We start from the raw sequence: 19,832 nt of genomic DNA on the forward strand, positions 1-19,832 counted from the left end.
CTCTACAAATTAATAGAATTGAAATCAATTTTTAACTAATTATTCACGTCATCCTAATATTTCGGTATAAAAATCATTTACAAGAAGAATTTCTAAGAAAAAATCGATCAAAAAACTTAGGTTCTACTTTTCTTTTATCTAATAAATCTGAATTGTATTTCATCTCGCTAATTAAGCAGAAATTCACATAATTCAGTATTATGCTTAGAAGCAGAAACTTTTTCGAATACTTTCTCAATTCTTCCTTGTTCATCCATAATCCATGTTCTTCTCTTTATCCTTCCTCCTTCAAGTGAACCTAAGATATTCAAAAATTTCTTTTCAGGATCAGATAATAAAATAAAAGGAAGCTTGTGTTTCTCAGCAAATCGTTTATGAGATTTGACAGAATCAGCACTAATTCCAATAATTCGAATATTTGCATTCTCATATTCTTTTATCGAATCTCGAAAATTTTTAGCTTCAGTTGTGCAACCAGGAGTAGAATCTTTGGGATATGTATAAAAGATAGTTCGCTTTCCAATAAAATCAGATAATTTCCATAATTTTCCATTTTGATCGAATAATTCAATATTTTCTGGGACTTTTTCACCTTTTTTTAACATATTTTTAATTCTCCATGAAAGTAGATTTCATTAAATTAATTAGAATTCTTCACGAATTAAAGAATCTGCTTTTAAAAAATATGATTTTTTGTAAAAATAATTGTTAATAATAATTAACGAAAAATAAAAGAATAAGATAATGCAAAATTAAAAGAATTAAAAATTGAGATGAGAATCAAGAATTGAAATGAAATGTTAAAATTTGAAAAGAAATTTTAAGAGAAATAGAAAAAATAAAAGTTTTGATCATTAGTGTCTATAAAGTAAACGATTCAGCATCACTGCCCAATCTTGAATAATAGGAAATGAACTTTGCTTCAAATCAGAATTTCGAATAGCATGTAAATAATGAATAATCTGTTTTGGAGAAGTTGTTACTACATAATCAACTCCAACATCTATAATCTCTCTTAATCGTTGATTTTCCATCTCTTTTACTTCTTGATTTTCTGGAAAATGGATGCTAATCGCACAATCATATGCATCATCTCGATTTGATTCTAACTCATGAATTGATATGCCTTGCGAATATTTCAAAATTTTTCTGAGAGGTTCATAAATTTTTCCACCTAATCTACCCAATCGACTTGAATCCATAATTGTTATTTTTACATCGATATCGAAATTAAAAATTAATTTGTGAATTAGGTTAAATTTCTCTAAATACTCACTAAGGTGATAAACTTCGAAATCACAATCAGAAACTACAGATGGATAATCGAATTTCCACGTCCGATAAGCTTCTGCAGATTCTACAATAATTTGCTTTATACCCGCAACACGATATCTTTTTACATTCTCTTCTGCCAAAATTTTAAATTGATCACTAAATCCTGCCCAGTGATCATCATGCCCTAACGGCTTCATATTTATTACCACTGGAGAAATTCCTACTTGATTTAAAATTTTTACCACATTAATTGGAATTTCAATTAATTCAGGAGAATATTGAGGATATTTATGCAGATATAATGGAAGATCATCAGCAAAATATGCGATCTCACCTTTTGAAGCAATTTTCAAATGATGTGAGTTTGAAAAATAAGAAACAACATCAACATCAGGAATATCCTCCAATTTAGTCGCAGATTCTTTAAAATCTGATGAGTGAGTTAAGATGGTAGCAATTCCCGGAAACTCAATATAATCTTTAGGTAATATTTGATTTTCATAGGCATATGTGCGCAAATCCCGAATTAATTCACCAAAACTCATCCCCTCATGTTCATTTGAACCAGGACAATTTACCATGCAGCGATTACATGTAAAACAGTTAAATATAGGTTGATTTGAAATCGCAGCTTCTGGACCTTCCATTTGAATATCTCTGAGCACTCCTAATGGATTAAATAACCCGACAAAATGAGTTGGACAAGAAAGTGAACATTGCCCACAGTTTTTGCAAAAAATAACCAATTGTTGAACACATTTTGAATCAATAGTTACCATAATGTGTTATTTTGAGAGGCAGACTTCTAAAAGCTTTTTATTTAATTTTGTGAATTATCGTGAATTTTCATAATTTTTTATGGATTTTCTTGATTTTTTAAAAATATTCTAAAAAGGCTATAGATTCTCATATAATAGACGTATCTATGCATATTATTGTTGTTTAATGCAAGAAAACAGATGTTTTTTTTCTAATTTTAGACGAAATTGTAAAAAGACTCAGAAAAATAATGAAAAAAATTTAAAAATATGTCGCTTTTATATTATTTACCGTTATGTATCATCATTCATAACGAAAGTCAGTACAATTCAGAAATATTGATACAAACCATCTGAGAAATAGAAAAACATAGAAATTTGAAGAGATTTGATAAAAATGAAGAAGAAATTTATAATTAATTCTCTATTACTAGGATTTACAGTTGGATTAATGATTTTAAGCAACACATTTGTATCTAACATTCAATACTCCAATGAGAAGATGAAATCGACATCAAAATATAATCCCCTTCCAATCGCAGCCGATGATTTATGGAATAATATAACTCTTCCAGCTGGTGATATTCCAGATGCAAACATCACCCTTCATAAGGGAGAACACTCCAGATTATTTACTTTGACTCAAATTATTAACTATACAACTTATGAAAATCATACATTTCAAATGAAAAACTATACAATTGAAAAAGATGGAAGATTTTACCCAGTAATTGGCTTTAATCCATTACATTTATTTGAAATTGTTGGCTGGAACGATATCTTTAATTTCACAGTTAAAGCTGGAGATGGATACAGTTTTGTTATCAATACAACTCAACTTTTAATGGCAGACTCAGATTATTCTAAATATCCCGAGACTGACAACGCTACTATTATTCTGATTGCATGGAATAATCAATGGCTCCATGATTACAATCCAGATTATGGAAACTTTTATATCTGGGGAGAGAATATAATTGGAAAGCAAAAAATTAGAGATATTCGATCAATTGATTATACAGATCCTTGGACATTAACCTTCACGGTAAATGGGACAAAAGTTGGTTATTTCAACAGTCAAAATAACACAAATTCAGTCAATTTTACTAGTTATACATGGGGATATTTCGATAATGCATCCGGGTATGGTTGGAGTAAATCACTCTCAACTGGCTTCACAGTTGCCAGCTTAATGCACCAAATAACTAATGAAAACTACAATATATCATTTATCGCTTATGATGGATATGGAGCAAATATGGTTTTTACTAAAGAGCAAATGGAGAATGGATTTACTGGAACAATGATTAATGATCCTGCAGTTGAACTTTCTAATGAAGGAAAACAAGCAATGTTAATGGTTCAGAAAGATGGAGAAGATCTTGGATTTTCACGGGGACCCTATCAATTAATTATTCCAGGAGCAAGCAAGAAAAATTATATTGGAGGAGTAATTGAGATTAAAATTACAATTATTCCATCAGAATTATCAGAAAATAATAATATTCCAGGATACACTTTCAATATGCTTGGAATGGTAAGCATTGGAATTTTTGCTTTAGTTTTTAATAAAATAAAAAAGAAAAACAAAATGGCTTGATCATCGTTAATTAAAAAAAGATGAATCCTAAAAATTTAGAAAAATAATAAATAAGGTAAATCAACATGAGAAACCATTTAGATTTTAAGAAAATTCGTATTTTTAGTTTTTCCATATTAATTTTTATGGAACTGACTATTTTTCTTTTATTTCCTTTAAGTATTAAAATAAATACTCACGAAAATTCAAGTTTTTCTCAAAATTACGCCTTCATCTTATCATCTAATCAAGAAAACTCTGATGATCCGTCTATAGAAGATTTAGAAAACTATTACAATAACCAAATTCTTCATTTTTATGGTGATGGAGTCATGGAATCATTCAATATATCCAAAACGGCTCTATTAAACAATACATATGAAACTTGTAAGAATCTTAATTTTACTTGGTTGAATAAAATGGGAACTAAGAATTATCTGCAAATTTCTGGTGTGTTTCTGTATTCTATCTTTAATAATTTGGATGTTTTAAATGATAATGCAACGTATATTCGATTTGTGGGAAATGATGGATATAAAAGTTATTATTTTCCTATTCGAATCATGAAAAATAATACACATTCTGTTATAATTACAACTGAAGAAAATGGAGAAGTTCCGCCAAAGGGTCCAATAGAATCCAATGTTCTATATGAAAGTATTGTTAATGATTCAGAAATGATTGCAATGTTTAAAGAACTTGGTGCATCTGGAGAAAATTTTGTATACAATTCACTTTTCAATGTTCATTACCTATCTGCTATAGAAATTTCAACAATTCATCTAAATTATAATAATACAATTGAAAACGATGATAATCCATCTATAAATGATATAAAAGAGACAAAGAACCAATTGTCTATTCTTGGATATAGCGAATGGATAGAAATATTTTCATTTACATTTATCATCATGTTGGTGACAATAGTTAATAAAAAAAAGAATAGAAAACAACCCAGAAATTAAGAGTAGAAATATAGATCAGAATAACAATCAGAAATATAACAGAATCAAAATTAAGCGGAGGAAGGAGGAAATGAATCAAAGTCTTCACATAAAAAGTCGCACTCGAAATATAATTATAGCTGGAACTATTTTCATGTTAATTTTAGGAAGTCTATTTTACTATAATTGGGAACAATATCAGGAAATTCAGCAAAAATATGGGGAATGTCATGATTCTGTGTGCTTAAGAATTTATGGAAATATTCCATCAGAAAGATTTATCGGAATCTCAGAATTAATGAATGGAACATTCGCTCGAGTTGAAAATATAACATATTTTACCTTGAATTCAGTTAATAATACCATGATTACCACCATTTCTGCAGTTCTTTTGTGGGATATTCTTGAAAAACTTCGAATAGATTTAAGTGACGTACAATATTTTAGATTTGAATCAAGTGATGGATATAAAACCTTTGAAATTCCAATTTCATTACTAAAAAATAATCATGATGCATTTTTCATTATTACTCAAATAGATGGAAAGCCAATTGCACCTCAATCAGAAGGTGGTGATGGACCTCTTAAATCAGGTGTAATATATACAATATTAGCAGAAAGTGATGAAATGCAACAAATTTTTGAGAAATATAATCAAAATTTTGTTCATAACAGTAAATTCAACGTAAAATATTTAGATGCAATAAAATTTTATTAAAAGGAATAAATTAAAATGCAAAATAACTCTGAAAAAAGCAACAAAGATTTAGAAGCATCCACATTAATTCCAACAGGAACACGTTCAAAAATAATTCAAGAAAAGCGTCGAAAACATAGTAAATACTACTTTTCTACTGAAGATTTATTAATTGGTTCGATCTTGGGGATTATGGGAGGGTTTATTTCTGGTTTAGTAAAATTCGATCTATTGATAAAAACTTGGTATCCATTTGTTGGTGGAACTCAATTGATCAGTGGACACCGCTTATTATGGATGATGATTGCATATGGATTGAGAAAAAAAAAACCAATAATATTTCTAACGGCGATTATTCAAGGATTCCTTAACTATCTCTTTGGATCTCAATGGAGTGTTTTAGAAATTGGATTTACATTTTATGAAAGTTTATTTCTTTTTTTTGGATTATCAATAATGCAATTAATTGGCGAAAGTGATACGAAACTTGGTTGGGGTCTTGCTGCGGGTTTAGGAAACCTCTCTCAAGTGCCTCTTTTTTGGATAATTACTGGAAAAATTTTTATTTTACATTGGTCTTTATTTGTGATGTCATGCATGTTTGGGTTCCTATCCGGATTTTTAATTGCAGGGTTGATTGCAAAATTAGTTGTGGATAGAATTTTAGCGGCTCAGATTATTTAATTTAAAGAAAAGATGAAAAAATTAAAGACAGTACAATATTAATAAAAAAAATACATAAAATTTGTGGAAAGTAAAAATATGCATAATTCTGAAACAAAAAAGAGAATTTTTTCATTGCAAAATGCAAGTGTTCCACTAAATAAAGAAAAAAGCACACTATCTTCATGTATACATTTTTCTAATTTTTCCTTTCGATATGGTACTAATGAAAATACCCCATTTGTCTTAAAAAAAATTACACTTTCAATTTCTTATGGTGAAGTTGTTTTAATTGGTGGAATTAGTGGATCTGGAAAATCAACACTATGTAATGCGATTTCAGGAAGAATTCCTTATAGTATAACAGGACAAATGTCTGGAAGTATTCATATATTTGGAAAAGACATTTGGGATCACTTTCCTGAAGATCTTTCAAAAAGAATAGGTGTAATTTTTCAAAATGCAGAAGAACAGTTAGTAACTTTTACGGTTTATGACGAATTGGCGTTTGTTTTGGAAAATTTAAAATTAGAAGAAGATGAAATTCGAAATCGTGTTGAAAAAATAGCAGATTCATTAGGAATATCATCCCTTTTAGATCGACCAATTCTTCATTTAAGCGGAGGTGAAATGCAAAAAGTTGTAATCGCCGCAGTTTTGGTTATGTCTCCTGAAATTTTAATCTTGGATGAACCTCTCGCTTTTTTAGATAAAAAAGGAGAAATGATGCTTTATTCCATTCTTAAAAAAATCCATAAAGATAATCCAAAGTTGACAATAATTATTGTGGAACATCGATTAAATCCGTTTTCTGATTTACTTGATAAAGTTTTAATACTTGATTCAAAAGGAACTCTTGTTTTTTATGATAATCTTAAAAAGTATCAATCTTGGATTGGAATGCAAGAATCAAGATACCTACGTGATGATTCATTTTTACTAAAAACAAATAAGCTACAATATTCATTAACTCAAACGCCAATTCTTCCTATAATAACACAGACACCAATAATGGAAATTAACAATATAACTTATTCTTATTATCGGGAAAAAATTAGTGCTCAAAACTATGTTTTCCATAATTTCTCTTTAAGAATATATCCAGGGGAATTTTTAGGCATCGTGGGGGATAATGGAAGTGGTAAAACAACTCTATTATATCTTTTAGCTCATATTTTAGAACCTAACGAGGGGGAAATACTTTATAATGGAATTTCTTTAAATGCCTATGATATAGAAGAATTCATCCCAAATATTGGATTTATTTTTCAAAATCCAGAAAATCAAATTTTTGAAATGAAAATAGATGAAGAGATACTTTACGCTCCTAGGAATTTTAAATTATTTGATAAAAAAAACAAAAAATCAAACAATTCTAGATTAGCAAATATTAATGAAAAAGAAATTCTCTCAAACCTATTACCATTAATTGGAGAATATAGAAATGATCTGAAATCTCTTGAAAATCGAAATCCTTTCAATTTAAGTTGGGGACAGAAAAGAAGGTTAAATTTGGCATCAATTTTTAGTTATTCTCCTGAAATTTTGCTTATTGATGAACCATTCATTGGTCAAGATGCTAGTGCTGTTCAACAAATATTTCACATTTTGAAAGAATTTCATCAAGAAGGAAAGACAATTGTAATTGTATCTCACGATCGAAAATTACTCGAGACCAATTGCACCCGAATTCTAAATTTAGATGAATTGAAAAAAGATTCAAAGTTTAAGAAAGAATATAAGAAAGAAAGTTATAATCAAATTCCAAAAAAAATAAAAATATCGAAAGAAAAACAGAATCATTCTAAAACGAGAAAAATTAAACGTATAGAGCATTTCCTTTATCAACAGGACCAATATACTCCATCAAATAATTGGCTTCACAGACTAAATCCAGTTGCAAAAATAATCGCACTAATTTTCTTTACAGGATTTTTATTTACTTCTAAAAGCATTCTTGTACTCATATTTTCCTATATCGCAATACTTATTTTGGCAAAAACTGGTGATATTTCAACAGTAAGATTATTGCGTCAAATTCGCTGGATATTTATTTTAACTATTATCTATATTCCACTAAATACGCTATTTTCAGCAGATTTCACATCAGATGATCAAATTTTATTTTATTTCTTTACTCCCAATTTACCTGTAAGACGCCTTGCTTTTTACTACTCATTAAGAACTGGAATTATTATTCTAATTCTGATTTCTACAGGAGTTATATTTACTAAAACTTCCACACCAAAAGATATTATTTTTTCATTAATTCAAATTGGTATTCCTTATCGATTTGTTTTTGCTTTTATGATTGGAATGCGATATATCCCTCTAATAGAAAAAGAATCAAATACTATTGAAATAGCTCAAACATTGCGTGGTTTTGGCATTAAAAAAGGAAGTTCAATTAAAAAAATTTATAGACATATCATTCAGCAAATTTCAACTTTACTAATCTCAATTTTAAGAAAGACAAAAATAACAGCAATGACTATTGAATCCAGAGGATTTGGTGCTTTTCCATACCGAACCAATCTTCATCATGTCAAATGGGATTGGCACGAATGGTTTTTTCTTATTATATCAATATTTGGATTAACAATTCTTTTTATTTTATTTAATGGCTTATCTTCTCTAAAAATAGAAATTCCTTCTCTTTTTTCAATATTTGAAATAATATTTTAAAAATATAATAAAAAGAATTAAAAAATTTTTGTTCTATTTGATTCTCTTATTTTGATTAGGAAATCGAGTATCTCGATAATTTTTCCAGAAAATTAAGATAGTTAAGACAATAAAAATAATAACTATAACATGAGGGATTTGATTAAAATATAAGCTAAAAAGCATGATATATCCTAATAATGTAACAAATAAAGCCGAGACTCGAAGAGAACTTCTTTTTTTCGAAAATATATAGACTTCAAAAATGAAAAAAGCAATTGGAATAATTATTATGAAAATAAAAGCCCAATGTTTAAAAATAGTATTTAAAATGATAATTGTAACAACAAATAATAGAATAATTGATGAAATGATAAAATAATAGTAGTCTGTAAAGGTCTTTGGTTCATCTTGTGATGAATCTGGCTTAAAATAAGATAATATAAAATTTTTTATACTCATATTAATAAAAAAGAATGTTTTTTTAATTGGTTTTGGGTTTGTTGTGAAATATAATTCTAAGAAAATGGAATAATTTATCATAAATAAAAAGGGAAAAAAACAAAAGAAGAATAATAGTTATTCTTCACGTCTCCATTGAGCACCACATTTTCCACAAATATATTTCTTTCCATAAATTATTGGATAATCCATAATTATATGATCTTTATCTATGACTTCACGAATCATGTTTCTTTTATTATTATCACAAACAGGGCACTGTAATCGACCAGATCCTTTTTGAACGTAAATTTTTAGTTTTTTATCTGTATCTGGTTGATGTTCTATCTTATTTTTCTTTTGCTCTTCTATTTTCTTCTGCTCTTCTTTTTTCTTTAATTCTTCCAATTTCTTTTGTTCTTCTAATTTCTTCTGCTCTTCTTTTCTTTTTTCTTCATCAATTCTTTTTTGTTTCACTTTTTTTTTCTGCTCTTCTATTTTCTTTTGTTTTTCAATTTCTTTTTGCTCTTCTATTTTGTTTTGTTGCTCACTAGTTTTTTGTTCACTTTCAAAATCTTTATTTAGAATTTCTTGTTCTTGTTGTTCTTGTTCTTTTTCATGTTCAAGAAATTTCGCTTCTTCTTTCTGTATTCTTATCATTTCTAGAGCATCTTCAATCATTCCTTTAGCATATCGAACTCCATCTATCCAATTTTGAGATTCACAAATTTCAATTGATTGTTTAAAGAGATCGATTGCAGTTTGAAAATTTCCATCTTTAAAGGCTTTTTTTGCTTGTTCAACAATATCGAAATTCTTATCGCCTATATTTTCTTGGGTTTCTGCCATCAAAAATTCACCATTTATTATGTATTTTAAACTAAGTAATTATATTTATCTTATTTTATACAAGAAGCTGATCATGATATTTCCCTCAATCTAAGTGTCATTCATCAGTGCATCAAAATAGGATAAATTTTGATACTTTTTTGAAAAAAACACAATTTCCATAGAGAACATATCTTAAAATTTCATTTGTAAATTTATTAAATATTTTATTAAATAATAACTATTCATATACAAACGAAAATACTCTTAAATGTATTTCGGAAGGAAATAATAATAAAAGTTCCCGCTAAAGTAACCTTGTTGAAAATGGTATCAATTCGTATTGAATTTATGATTTCTATTGGATTAATTATTGTATATTATATTTATTTACTGATCAGTCAATTCTTTCGAAAAAAGCAATTAAATGAGAGTAAATTTCATTTAAAACAATCTTTTTCGGAAGATCAAACGAGTTCTTCAACCAAACTTGATGAATCAGAGACATTAGATGATTTATTAAAAGAACGAGAGATGGTTGCAATTCAAGAACAAATTGCACAAGTAGAGAATACGATCAGTGAATCAATTTCATCAACTCCAGTTATAATTAGTCCTTTGGCAATTCAACCTGCTGAAGAACAGTTGATTTCAGAAGGTGAACGATTATATAGCGAATTTAATGAAGATTTATTTGATGCAACTCCCAGAACTTCATCTGAGCAACAAATTGATCTTCAAAATCTTATGCATACCATTGAATCTTTAGAATCACTTGATTTGAGTCATTACCATCCAGATGAAAACAAAAAGATTGATATGGGAGTTGGTATGTTTTATGATTCAATTTCTCAAAAACTTCAAAAAATAATCAAGAATCGTGAATTTAAAAAATTACCATTTATACAAGCGGAAAAATTAGAAAGTTATGCACTTCAAACAATAAAGAACCTTTCTCATGATAATTTTAGAGAAACTTTAAAGATTATGAAAGAAGTTGAAATCATCAAAGAAATTGTTTTGATTAATGAAATGACAACTCTTTTAAATTTCTCAAATATACCAATTGATCTATCTGTTCCTGAAAAAGTAATCTTTTTCTATATGGCAAATAATTTTCCGACTACTTTTAAGAAAATATTAAAATTTACTCAATGGAAATCAAATTATTTAAACGAAATTATCGATGGATTAATCAAAAAACAATATATTTACCAAAACGATGATGTATTAATAGCTCCTGGTTTAATTTCTGAAGATGAATTCCAAGAATTACATTCTCAATTTGAGAAAATTGAACAAATTAAAAGAGAAAAGGAATTAAAAGCAGCAAAACTTGCAGAAGAAAAACTGAAATTTGAACAATCGCTTAAGGAGAAACAAAAAAAGAAAGAAAAAATAAGAATAAAAGAAAAACAAGATAAAATGTTGCAAGAAGCTCGTTTAAAAGCTAAGAAAGAAGCAGAAAATGCCAGAAAAGTTGCAGAAAAGCTCACTGAACAAGAAGAATTGGAACGAATTAAAAAAATAAAATCAATGCCACGACCAAAAATTCAAACTCTTCCAAAAAAAACAAAAACAGTGGCAAAAGAAAAAACAAAGTTATCTTCATTTATGAAATCTAACCCAGAATTTGATGATATGATTCTGATTGTTCAGCAAACCTTAGAAAATTTCAAGAAAATGACAGGAGGATTAATTGTTTTTCAAGCTCTTCAATATTATTGCAATCAAGAAGGAATTAGGCAAATTTCAGATGAAAAATGGAAAGATCTAATAGAAGAACTTAAAATTCGAAAGATATTCCTTAAAACTTTTGAACAAAGTGGAGTTCAAGTCTTTATCTATGAAAAAATAGGAATTACAGATGAAATGGAAATTCTTATTAAGCAATTTATCCTTCATGGTGAAATGAATTATAATGAATTGGAACAAGCTCTTGGTTGGTCAATTAAAAAACTTGAAGGATTGATTAAATTTCTTTATGAACATAATCTGATTAAATATAATCAACGCGAAAAATTCTATTTTCCAGGATTGTTTAATACTAAATAAGGTACTTAATAATATAAAGAAAAAAAGTGAATTTATATTAGCATTTATATTTTTTGGAAAAAAAACAACAATTTTTTACTGTTTTCTTCCTAAAACAAAATCTGCCAACATTTTCAAAGCAATTTCGGGAGTTTCTGTACCTCGAGGAGGATGTTTAAAACCATAACATGAAATTTCATTTATAGCACCTGCTTCACCTTGCAATAAAGCAATTTTTGTTGCCCTAATTACATCAGCTAAAACACTACCTCCATTTGGTCCATCTTGAGATTGAATTTTAATATCCAATATCACTTCATTACCCAAAAATCCTTTTCCAACAATCCAAAGCATAGAATTTCGACCATTTTTCAAATGAGGAACATAATCAGATGTTCCAGCTACAATTGGTGCATTAATGTTTAAAGAAGAAGATACAGTTTCACTTTTAATTTCCCGTTTTATTTCGCGAGAACGATAAATTGTGTTTAAGCTTTCAGCCCCCCCTCCCACATCTAAAGCATAACTTTCCTTTATATCTATACCTTGGCGTATCATTTGCTGTAAAATCAATTTGTGGACAATAGTAGCACCAAACTGATCTTGTAAATCATCTCCAATAAGTGGTAACCCCTTATTGTAGAATTTTCTAGCTAAAATCTTATTCGTAGCAATAGATGAAGGTGTACCATTAATAAATGCACATCCAGCATCTAAAGCTTTTTGAGCATAAAAATTCACAGCTTTATCAGCACCAGATGGCAATAGACACAGTAAAATTTCAGCTTCACTTCTTTTTAAGGATTCTGCAATATCAACAGGATTAAAGTTTGCAGGTTTGATTATTTTTCTAGTTTGATCAATTACACCATCCAATAATTCTCCCATCTCTACTATTACATTCATCTTTGGAAGATCAATATAATGAGAAAGTTCATTTTCAAAAACTGCATCACTAAGATCTTTTCCTACCTTTTTCTCTGAAATATCATAAGCTGCAACGATTTCTATATCGGAAATATGGTATCCGGCTAAAATTGGATGAAGTAATCCCATATTATTACCCCGAGCTTTATAATATTCAATTCCCTGAATAAGTGCAGATGCAGCATTTCCTATTCCCACTATTGCTAATTTAATTTTATTAGGAGAGAATTTGATTTTGTTACGTTTTCGAATTCGGGCTATAGTCATTCTACTGATACCAAAATGCTCCATAGTTTCATCATATGTATGATCTTCAAGATAACGCAGTAATTCATCATCATTTACTTTTGTTGGCATAACCATCCCTATTTTATATGATATGTAAATTCTATGTTACTATCATTAAAAATTGTTACTGATAATTCACGTTTTTAGAATTCGCTTTTTAGAATGAAGAAAAAACAAATTGATAAAATTATGCATTAATTAAACAAAAAATAAAAAAGGTGAAAAATCAAAGTAAGATTTAGTAAAATATAATTAAAAATTCATAACATAAGGAAAGAAGCGCAGTGAATCCCAAAAAATCTACTTCAAAAAAGAAAACCCACACAGCAAAAACATCAAGAAAGATTTCTTCAGGTAAATCAAAAGCTAATCTTCCTATACCCCCAGAACCAAAAAAAACGTCTAGTTCATCAAAAAATCAAAAAATATATTCTAATTTAGATTTTGAAAAAAAAGCAGAGATTACAGCTCGAAATTTATTACGACTATATCAATTTTTGTTAATGAACAAACCATTAAATGAAACAACATTAATTCATGAAATCGAACTCGATACTCCAAATGAAGCATTAAGAGAAGAAATTATGCAATTAAAGTTAGAAATTGAATCAATGAAGGAAGAAAACCAAGCGTTGCAGCAGAATGCATTGAGAACACAAGTAGAAGCAGAAGAACAAATCGAAGCAGTTCTAGTTCAAAATAAAAATTTAAAAAATCAAATTAAAGAAATGGAAAAGCAATTTAAACAAAAATTCGAACAACAATCTATAGAATATGAAAAAATCATTGATCAACTTCGTTCAAAATTAGAACAAATTATCGCTAAAAATGAAAAATACTCAGATATTGATAAAGGAATTCAACAATTACAACAAGAAATCACCAATCTTTTTACCCAAAAAGAAGAACTTTTAAAAGAAAATAATAATTTGAAAAATAACCTTAAAAATAAAGAAAATCGAGTTAATGAATTAGAAAATTTGATTAAAAACATGGAAAAGAGAACAAAAGAACTAGAAAAGAAGATAGAATTGCAAAACTTAGTTATCGAAGGTTACAAACGAAAAGAGAAATGAGCAATTAAAAAAGCAAGATATTGTATCATAATCAATATGATGAACTTCGGAGTAATTTGAAAGAAGACATATAAAAAACAAGAATTCCCATATATAAATTTCTCTCTTTTATATCTGGAAAAATAGCTAAACTTTTTTTTTTTGATAAAACGATTAATTATTTTTAAGGAGTTTATATCCATATTTCATTATTTTTTTATTACATTCAGGTTTTTTTATTTTTTAGGAGATTTTAAAATCTATATTCTGACTTTATTCTATCTTCAAATTTATAATCATGATTAATACCTATTCGGTGCGAATAAGTTTTTTTCACATTTTTCTTAACTGATTTTGTTATTAAAAATCATTCTTATTATTTTTAAAGATGAACGATACTTATCCTCACTAATTTTATTATCTTTAAAGAATGACTAAAATTCATCGAATTACATAGATAATTATTATAGAAATACAAATCTATGATACTGGCATTCTTTTTAAAAGAACTTTTTTAAAAACAAATCATTTCTTTCAATTCACGCTATAAGAACTCTGAAGTGATTCGTATGATATTTGATTTTTTTTTCGCTTTTTCCTCCATTTAAGTATCCCTATAACCCCCACACAAAAAATTATGGAATATAATACAAAAAGTGTGAGATTTAATTTTAAATACAATGAATTATAGACCAAAACTGAAATTGATCCTAAAATTAAAGCAGTAAAAAACGTAAAATATAATATTTTAAGTATTTTCAATTTAATAACTATGCTCATGAGTGTTTCCCTTTTTTAGTGAAAATAAGTTTCTTTTATTATAAAAAAAATACCAATATTGGTTTAATTTTTTATTTTTGGAGAAAAATTTTTATAAATTATCGTTCTCCCAATTCTTCTGCTATTTCATGAATTTCTTTAAATAATTCGGTAATTTTATTTTCGTTACCCAAAATTACTCGGATTTTTTCTAATTCATCAAATTTCGAATTTTGAATCCCTGTAGAAATCTGATTCAAAGATAATTGTAATGAAGAAAGGCTGGTTTTAACTTCATTTTGCATTTTGTCACTTACATTTACATATCGGTGGCGAAGTCGCCATTTAACATTTGAAGAACGCCAGAATATGACAATACTAAGTAGTATAATCGCTAAAAACAATATTTCAAATAAATCGGAATAAGCCTTTGGTGGAGGTTGATAAATGGACCATTCGTTCTCAGTTACTTCCCCTCGAATTATAAGATGAAAACTGAGAGTTTCTGTCAAAGCTAGGGGTGAATCGATAATTAAGTTTACCCATATACCAGTTGAATTCGATGAATCCAGTAGTTTGGGAATCCAAGTTGATTCAATTTTTGCGTAATATGCAGTAGAATTTGTTTTCATCATTGGTAATATCGGACTATCATGATCAAATAGCTGCATGGGAACCTCAATACCAAAATCATCAACACATGAAACCAAAGCGAGAAAGTCTTCTTCTAGTAAATATTGAAGATCCGCATTTTGTAAATTAATCTTAAGATACGAGTTTTCTCCATACTTAATTACATCTGAAGTCAAACCAGCATCCCAATCAAATCTAACATCCAATGCAAAGTTAACCAAATTATAAATAAATTGCATATGATCATTTTGAACTATCGTATTTTGGGTAATGATATCATTATCACCAAATGCTATCATTTTTCCCCGACCAACATTTGAAACAGCCAAATAATTTGGAATAAGATATGTGGGATTTGTTGAATTAGAGGTTGAAACAATTTGAATCGGATCTAGTAAATTGATTTTTGATATATTTGCACTAATTTTACTTGGTATTGAAGAGAAATCCGTAATAGAAAGACTTCCATTATATTGTTGGCCCAAAGTAAGGTTTCCTAAAGATAATAGCTGATTAAGTACAGTAGTATTACTTTTATTGTTATTTTCTGTGAATATAAAAATAGATCCCCCTAATTGCATAAATTTCTCAAGAGCTACGAGTTCATTCACAGTAAAATTAACCTCAGGATTTGCAAAGATAATGCCATCAAAGAATTTTATAAGATCATAGCAATAATAATCAGAAGAAAAGTTTTCTGAGAATTTAAAGAAATTATCTCCGTGAAAAATCTGTTCCATTAGTAAAGAATTATTTCCGCTGGTTTCAGTGTTATTAAAATTGAAAGAATCTCCCATCATACTTTTAAAATCAAGTCCTTTTATTATCTGCATCATTGCAATTCCTTTTTGTTCAGAAAAAAGGCTATTTGATAAAGTAGCATGTAAAGAATAGTAATTTCCATATAAAGTCTCTAAACGTTCTGATAGAAAATCACTCAATGAAAAACCTCCAGAAAGAGAATTCCCTTCAAGATCCATGCTTAGATCAGATAATCCAGAACCTCCGATTTCAAAATCAGGAATAATTTGATTATGGAGTCCATCAAACATAACCCTACCCAAATTTTCTTGCAATTGAAATTGAATAGGTAAAACGAATTTTCCTTTTCTTTGATTTGTTGTTATATGCAAATTCACTAAATGTGGATTTGGTTGATATGCAAGGGGAACAAAAAGCTTAATTCCCACTTGAGTATAAACTGAAGATGTATTACAGGAATTATATTCTAAATCAATCATTGATGAACTTAATCCAGATAAGCTAAAAGTAACTTCTTCTAATGGGAGAGGGGAAAGCACTGTCAAATTTGCCATGGCAACATCACCAGTATATTTTACAATAAAAGGCTCTAAAGGGAAATAATTGGGTGTAATAAGGATAAGATCTGTAATATCATCCGATAATGACGAATAATCATAAATAACACACACTCTAGAAAGAAAATCATTTAAAGGAATGTCATCACCTTCACTCCACAAACTTGAAATTCCTGAAATCCTCCAGCTAACAGTAAATACTCCCGTCCGCGTTGGAATCCAATCTGCGGAATAACTTAAGATTTCCAACGGATTAATTCTGTGAATTTGAAATACTTTTGAAATAACTTCACCTTCATCATTTCCAGAAGTAAAATTTGATACAAAATAAATTTCGGTATCATTTATAGGAATATTTCCTAGATTAATTATTTTCACATCAGAATGGAAATTTTGCTTTACAGTATTCATTCGCGGGGTGTTCGTAGAAACAACAGCCAGATCTTTAATTTCTGGAATTGTAATATTATTAATAATCCGATCAAAACCGTGACGCATACTTTCATAGGATTGGAATTCTGAATAACCTTTTCCAATTCCTAAAATTGATTCGAATTTTTCAATTCCAAACGGTTCTAATTTTTCACAAATAAACCATGATTGTTGGAATCCGAAATCTTCTAAACCAAGATTAACATCAGGATCACTCGAATTGGAATAATTTGGTATCTTTCCTGAAAATAAAGTATTAAAAATATTATCTGTTTTATTAATCTCCCATCCAGTTAATGCATGACTGGTCGAATTATAACCCATCATAGTCCATTCACCCGTCGCATTATCACCTTCAGTATATTGATCTCTAACAGTTATCATTTGGTGTTCTGCATCATATTCAAAAAGATCATCATTTCCAGCATTCATTATTTCTGAAAATTGAATATCGTTAAAATTCTGAATGCCTTTTTCATTTAAGTACATATCGGCTTTAAATACAGCATGAACTGTAAGATTATTGTAAAAATTATCACCAGTGTTAATGAATCCAAATGAAATTTTAAATGCAGGAACTCTCCCTGTAAAATTTATTCCAAAAAAATTCTCCCAATCTCCAGGTGCGGCTGTGAGATTTAAATTTGATTGAAATGTATAACTCCATGATTCAATAATAACTGAAATATATAATTGGTCATCGTAATTTAGCACGCTGGAATATCTTGTGTATAAAGATGCATCGTATAATTTTGTGATCATATCCATTTCTTTGGCAACATAAAGTTCTTCAAAATTCACATATGTATCGTTATAACTAAAGCCGTAACTGGCCATTGGAAGATGAAGATCTGGTAATAGATTTTCAAAATTACTTTCAACGTGTGTTTTATTAAAAATTGCAAAGGCTAGTAATAAAGCATAACTTCCTGTTATCCCCAAAATACTAAATCGATCATTATTAAAAATTCGAGGAACTGAAAGACCTGCAAGATCGAATATATCCGCATTAAGAATAAAACCTGGGAATTGTGAATCAGATTGAATACGTGTTTCGAAAAAATCAGGAGAATCTATGTATGATTGTAGATATATTGCAGCAGCGGTTAGATTAACTAGCCCGAATCCTTCACTATTTGTTATGGCTGACAATGATGTCGGTTGAGCGCTTTTCATCAAAGCAATTTTCAATAGATCGGGAGTTACTGATGGAAAGATTGATAATAATATAGCAGAGATCCCCGCAACGATTGCAGTAGAAGCACCAGTTCCAGAAACAAGTGTAAAATTTTCTGTTTGACTTACTTGAGAAGAAACTGGGGCAGCAATGTTTACACCTGGGGCAATTAGATCAATACCTTGGCGCATATCAAATGTTGATCCTCGACTACTAAAATTAGCAACATCCTTAATGTTTGGATCATAAGCCCCTACTCGAATTGCTCGTTTAGATTGAGCTGGTGAAAAAAGTGAAGTAAAAGATGGTCCGTCATCACCAGCCGCGGTAATAACAACCACTCCTTTTTCCACTAAAGCATCCACAGCCAAACATATCGGATCGTCGTTATATCCTGGAAAAGACCATGGAATCATGATAATATCAGCATCATGAACTAGACTCCAGTGTAACCCTGAAAGAATAAAAGAATAGTAAGTAAGACCCAAATAATCGAGAATTTTAACGTTTAAAATCGAAGCGTTAGTAGCCACTCCAACATATGAAAAGTTATTTTTTCCCAATCCTGCAGCAATCCCAGCAAAATTGGTACCTGTTCCAGAAATATCAAGATATGGCATTGGATCGTGGGGGACGAAACTTTCATCAGCCAAAATATTTAAATTAACAGTTTGATTTTCTGAAATTTGATTTATAAACTGTCGTTCATAATTTTCAATAAAACCATTGATATCTAAGTTAAATTCTTCATATTGGTTCATTTTTTTAACAGATCCATCAACCCCAGCGTCCAAAACTGCAATTACAGTATTTTTTCCATATGTCTGATTAATCTGGATTCCTAATGAATCTGCTAAATTTTGGCGATCTAAAAATGCTGATAAATTGAAACTTGATGAAAAATTTTCTTCAGCACTATTATATGGGATTCGATTGTTATCTGACAATAACTTAATTTCCCTATTAAAAGAAACTTTTTGTGGGAGATTGTAATAAATCCCAGAGATATAGGAGTTAAATTTCAAATGAATGATTTCTGAAAATTTACATTTAACTTCAACACTCGAGAATTCTTGAAAACTTGAGACAATTTCAATATTATTAGATTGCAAAATATTATTCATTCTTTCAAAATTTTTTGGCTGGCTTGTAATAATGACGGAGATTATTTCTTCTAAATTGTCGGATCTCTTCGAAAGTTCCTCTAATTTTGGATCAAAAAATGGATATTGTTTAATTTGTTTAATATCCATCTTATCTCCAGAAATATTGTCATATACTTCTATACTATTGAATCCAAATGAAGTCCCTATAACCAGAAATATTATTATTATCATTCTAAATATTTTAATTTTCATT

Annotated in this window: 13 protein-coding genes; 7 read left to right on the plus strand and 6 right to left on the minus strand. The window is 28.8% G+C overall.

What is annotated here, in order from left to right:
* Positions 1 to 167: 167 nt before the first annotated feature.
* The gene (locus tag ACXLDF_RS11020) at positions 168 to 605 is read right to left on the minus strand and encodes a peroxiredoxin (protein ID WP_457558583.1); all 438 of its coding nucleotides are present in this window, start codon (positions 603 to 605) and stop codon (positions 168 to 170) included.
* A 249-nt stretch (positions 606 to 854) separates the two neighbouring features.
* The gene (locus tag ACXLDF_RS11025; protein ID WP_457558584.1) at positions 855 to 2,054 is read right to left on the minus strand and encodes a (Fe-S)-binding protein; all 1,200 of its coding nucleotides are present in this window, start codon (positions 2,052 to 2,054) and stop codon (positions 855 to 857) included.
* 376 nt (positions 2,055 to 2,430) lie between these two features.
* Here ACXLDF_RS11025 and ACXLDF_RS11030 point away from each other — a divergent pair, with 376 nt between their 5' ends.
* From ACXLDF_RS11030 to ACXLDF_RS11050, 5 genes are all read left to right on the plus strand, one after another.
* The gene (locus ACXLDF_RS11030; RefSeq protein ID WP_457558585.1) at positions 2,431 to 3,633 is read left to right on the plus strand and encodes a hypothetical protein; all 1,203 of its coding nucleotides are present in this window, start codon (positions 2,431 to 2,433) and stop codon (positions 3,631 to 3,633) included.
* 125 nt (positions 3,634 to 3,758) lie between these two features.
* Complete coding sequence (locus tag ACXLDF_RS11035) at positions 3,759 to 4,577, plus strand: hypothetical protein (protein ID WP_457558586.1); 819 nt, start codon at positions 3,759 to 3,761, stop codon at positions 4,575 to 4,577.
* Positions 4,578 to 4,647: 70 nt separating this feature from the next.
* On the plus strand, positions 4,648 to 5,274 hold the full coding sequence (locus tag ACXLDF_RS11040) for a hypothetical protein (protein WP_457558587.1): 627 nt from the start codon (positions 4,648 to 4,650) through the stop codon (positions 5,272 to 5,274).
* Between the two features lie 15 nt (positions 5,275 to 5,289).
* Complete coding sequence (locus ACXLDF_RS11045) at positions 5,290 to 5,937, plus strand: hypothetical protein (protein WP_457558588.1); 648 nt, start codon at positions 5,290 to 5,292, stop codon at positions 5,935 to 5,937.
* Positions 5,938 to 6,015: 78 nt separating this feature from the next.
* The gene (locus ACXLDF_RS11050; protein ID WP_457558589.1) at positions 6,016 to 8,601 is read left to right on the plus strand and encodes an ATP-binding cassette domain-containing protein; all 2,586 of its coding nucleotides are present in this window, start codon (positions 6,016 to 6,018) and stop codon (positions 8,599 to 8,601) included.
* Between the two features lie 33 nt (positions 8,602 to 8,634).
* Here the strand turns inward: ACXLDF_RS11050 and ACXLDF_RS11055 are convergent, their stop codons facing one another.
* On the minus strand, positions 8,635 to 9,042 hold the full coding sequence (locus tag ACXLDF_RS11055; protein WP_457558590.1) for a hypothetical protein: 408 nt from the start codon (positions 9,040 to 9,042) through the stop codon (positions 8,635 to 8,637).
* A 117-nt stretch (positions 9,043 to 9,159) separates the two neighbouring features.
* A complete protein-coding gene (locus ACXLDF_RS11060) occupies positions 9,160 to 9,870 on the minus strand; it encodes a hypothetical protein (protein WP_457558591.1) in 711 nt (236 codons plus the stop codon).
* A 306-nt stretch (positions 9,871 to 10,176) separates the two neighbouring features.
* Between ACXLDF_RS11060 and ACXLDF_RS11065 the strand changes: the two genes are divergently transcribed.
* Positions 10,177 to 11,904, plus strand: a complete 1,728-nt coding sequence (locus tag ACXLDF_RS11065) for a cell envelope integrity TolA family protein (RefSeq protein WP_457558592.1) — start codon at positions 10,177 to 10,179, stop codon at positions 11,902 to 11,904.
* A 75-nt stretch (positions 11,905 to 11,979) separates the two neighbouring features.
* On the opposite strand, the gene ACXLDF_RS11070 is transcribed toward ACXLDF_RS11065, so the two are convergent.
* Positions 11,980 to 13,167 (minus strand): inositol-3-phosphate synthase, encoded by a 1,188-nt coding sequence (locus ACXLDF_RS11070; protein WP_457558593.1) that lies wholly within the window; start codon positions 13,165 to 13,167, stop codon positions 11,980 to 11,982.
* A gap of 215 nt (positions 13,168 to 13,382) precedes the next feature.
* On the opposite strand from ACXLDF_RS11070, the gene ACXLDF_RS11075 reads away from it, so the two are divergent.
* Entirely contained in the window at positions 13,383 to 14,174 is a 792-nt protein-coding gene (locus tag ACXLDF_RS11075) for a hypothetical protein (protein ID WP_457558594.1), read from the plus strand.
* Positions 14,175 to 15,031: 857 nt separating this feature from the next.
* Here the strand turns inward: ACXLDF_RS11075 and ACXLDF_RS11080 are convergent.
* Positions 15,032 to 19,831, minus strand: a complete 4,800-nt coding sequence (locus tag ACXLDF_RS11080) for a S8 family serine peptidase (RefSeq protein ID WP_457558595.1) — start codon at positions 19,829 to 19,831, stop codon at positions 15,032 to 15,034.
* Position 19,832 lies beyond the last annotated feature (1 nt).

The sequence above is a fragment of the Candidatus Harpocratesius sp. genome (assembly GCF_054039255.1).

Coding starts and splice junctions, on each gene's coding strand:
- ACXLDF_RS11020 (WP_457558583.1), bottom strand. CDS start 605: ATGTTAAAAAAAGGTGAAAAAGTCCCAGAAAATATTGAATTATTCGAT.
- ACXLDF_RS11025 (WP_457558584.1), bottom strand. CDS start 2,054: ATGGTAACTATTGATTCAAAATGTGTTCAACAATTGGTTATTTTTTGC.
- ACXLDF_RS11030 (WP_457558585.1), top strand. CDS start 2,431: ATGAAGAAGAAATTTATAATTAATTCTCTATTACTAGGATTTACAGTT.
- ACXLDF_RS11035 (WP_457558586.1), top strand. CDS start 3,759: ATGGAACTGACTATTTTTCTTTTATTTCCTTTAAGTATTAAAATAAAT.
- ACXLDF_RS11040 (WP_457558587.1), top strand. CDS start 4,648: ATGAATCAAAGTCTTCACATAAAAAGTCGCACTCGAAATATAATTATA.
- ACXLDF_RS11045 (WP_457558588.1), top strand. CDS start 5,290: ATGCAAAATAACTCTGAAAAAAGCAACAAAGATTTAGAAGCATCCACA.
- ACXLDF_RS11050 (WP_457558589.1), top strand. CDS start 6,016: ATGCATAATTCTGAAACAAAAAAGAGAATTTTTTCATTGCAAAATGCA.
- ACXLDF_RS11055 (WP_457558590.1), bottom strand. CDS start 9,042: ATGAGTATAAAAAATTTTATATTATCTTATTTTAAGCCAGATTCATCA.
- ACXLDF_RS11060 (WP_457558591.1), bottom strand. CDS start 9,870: ATGGCAGAAACCCAAGAAAATATAGGCGATAAGAATTTCGATATTGTT.
- ACXLDF_RS11065 (WP_457558592.1), top strand. CDS start 10,177: ATGGTATCAATTCGTATTGAATTTATGATTTCTATTGGATTAATTATT.
- ACXLDF_RS11070 (WP_457558593.1), bottom strand. CDS start 13,167: ATGCCAACAAAAGTAAATGATGATGAATTACTGCGTTATCTTGAAGAT.
- ACXLDF_RS11080 (WP_457558595.1), bottom strand. CDS start 19,831: ATGAAAATTAAAATATTTAGAATGATAATAATAATATTTCTGGTTATA.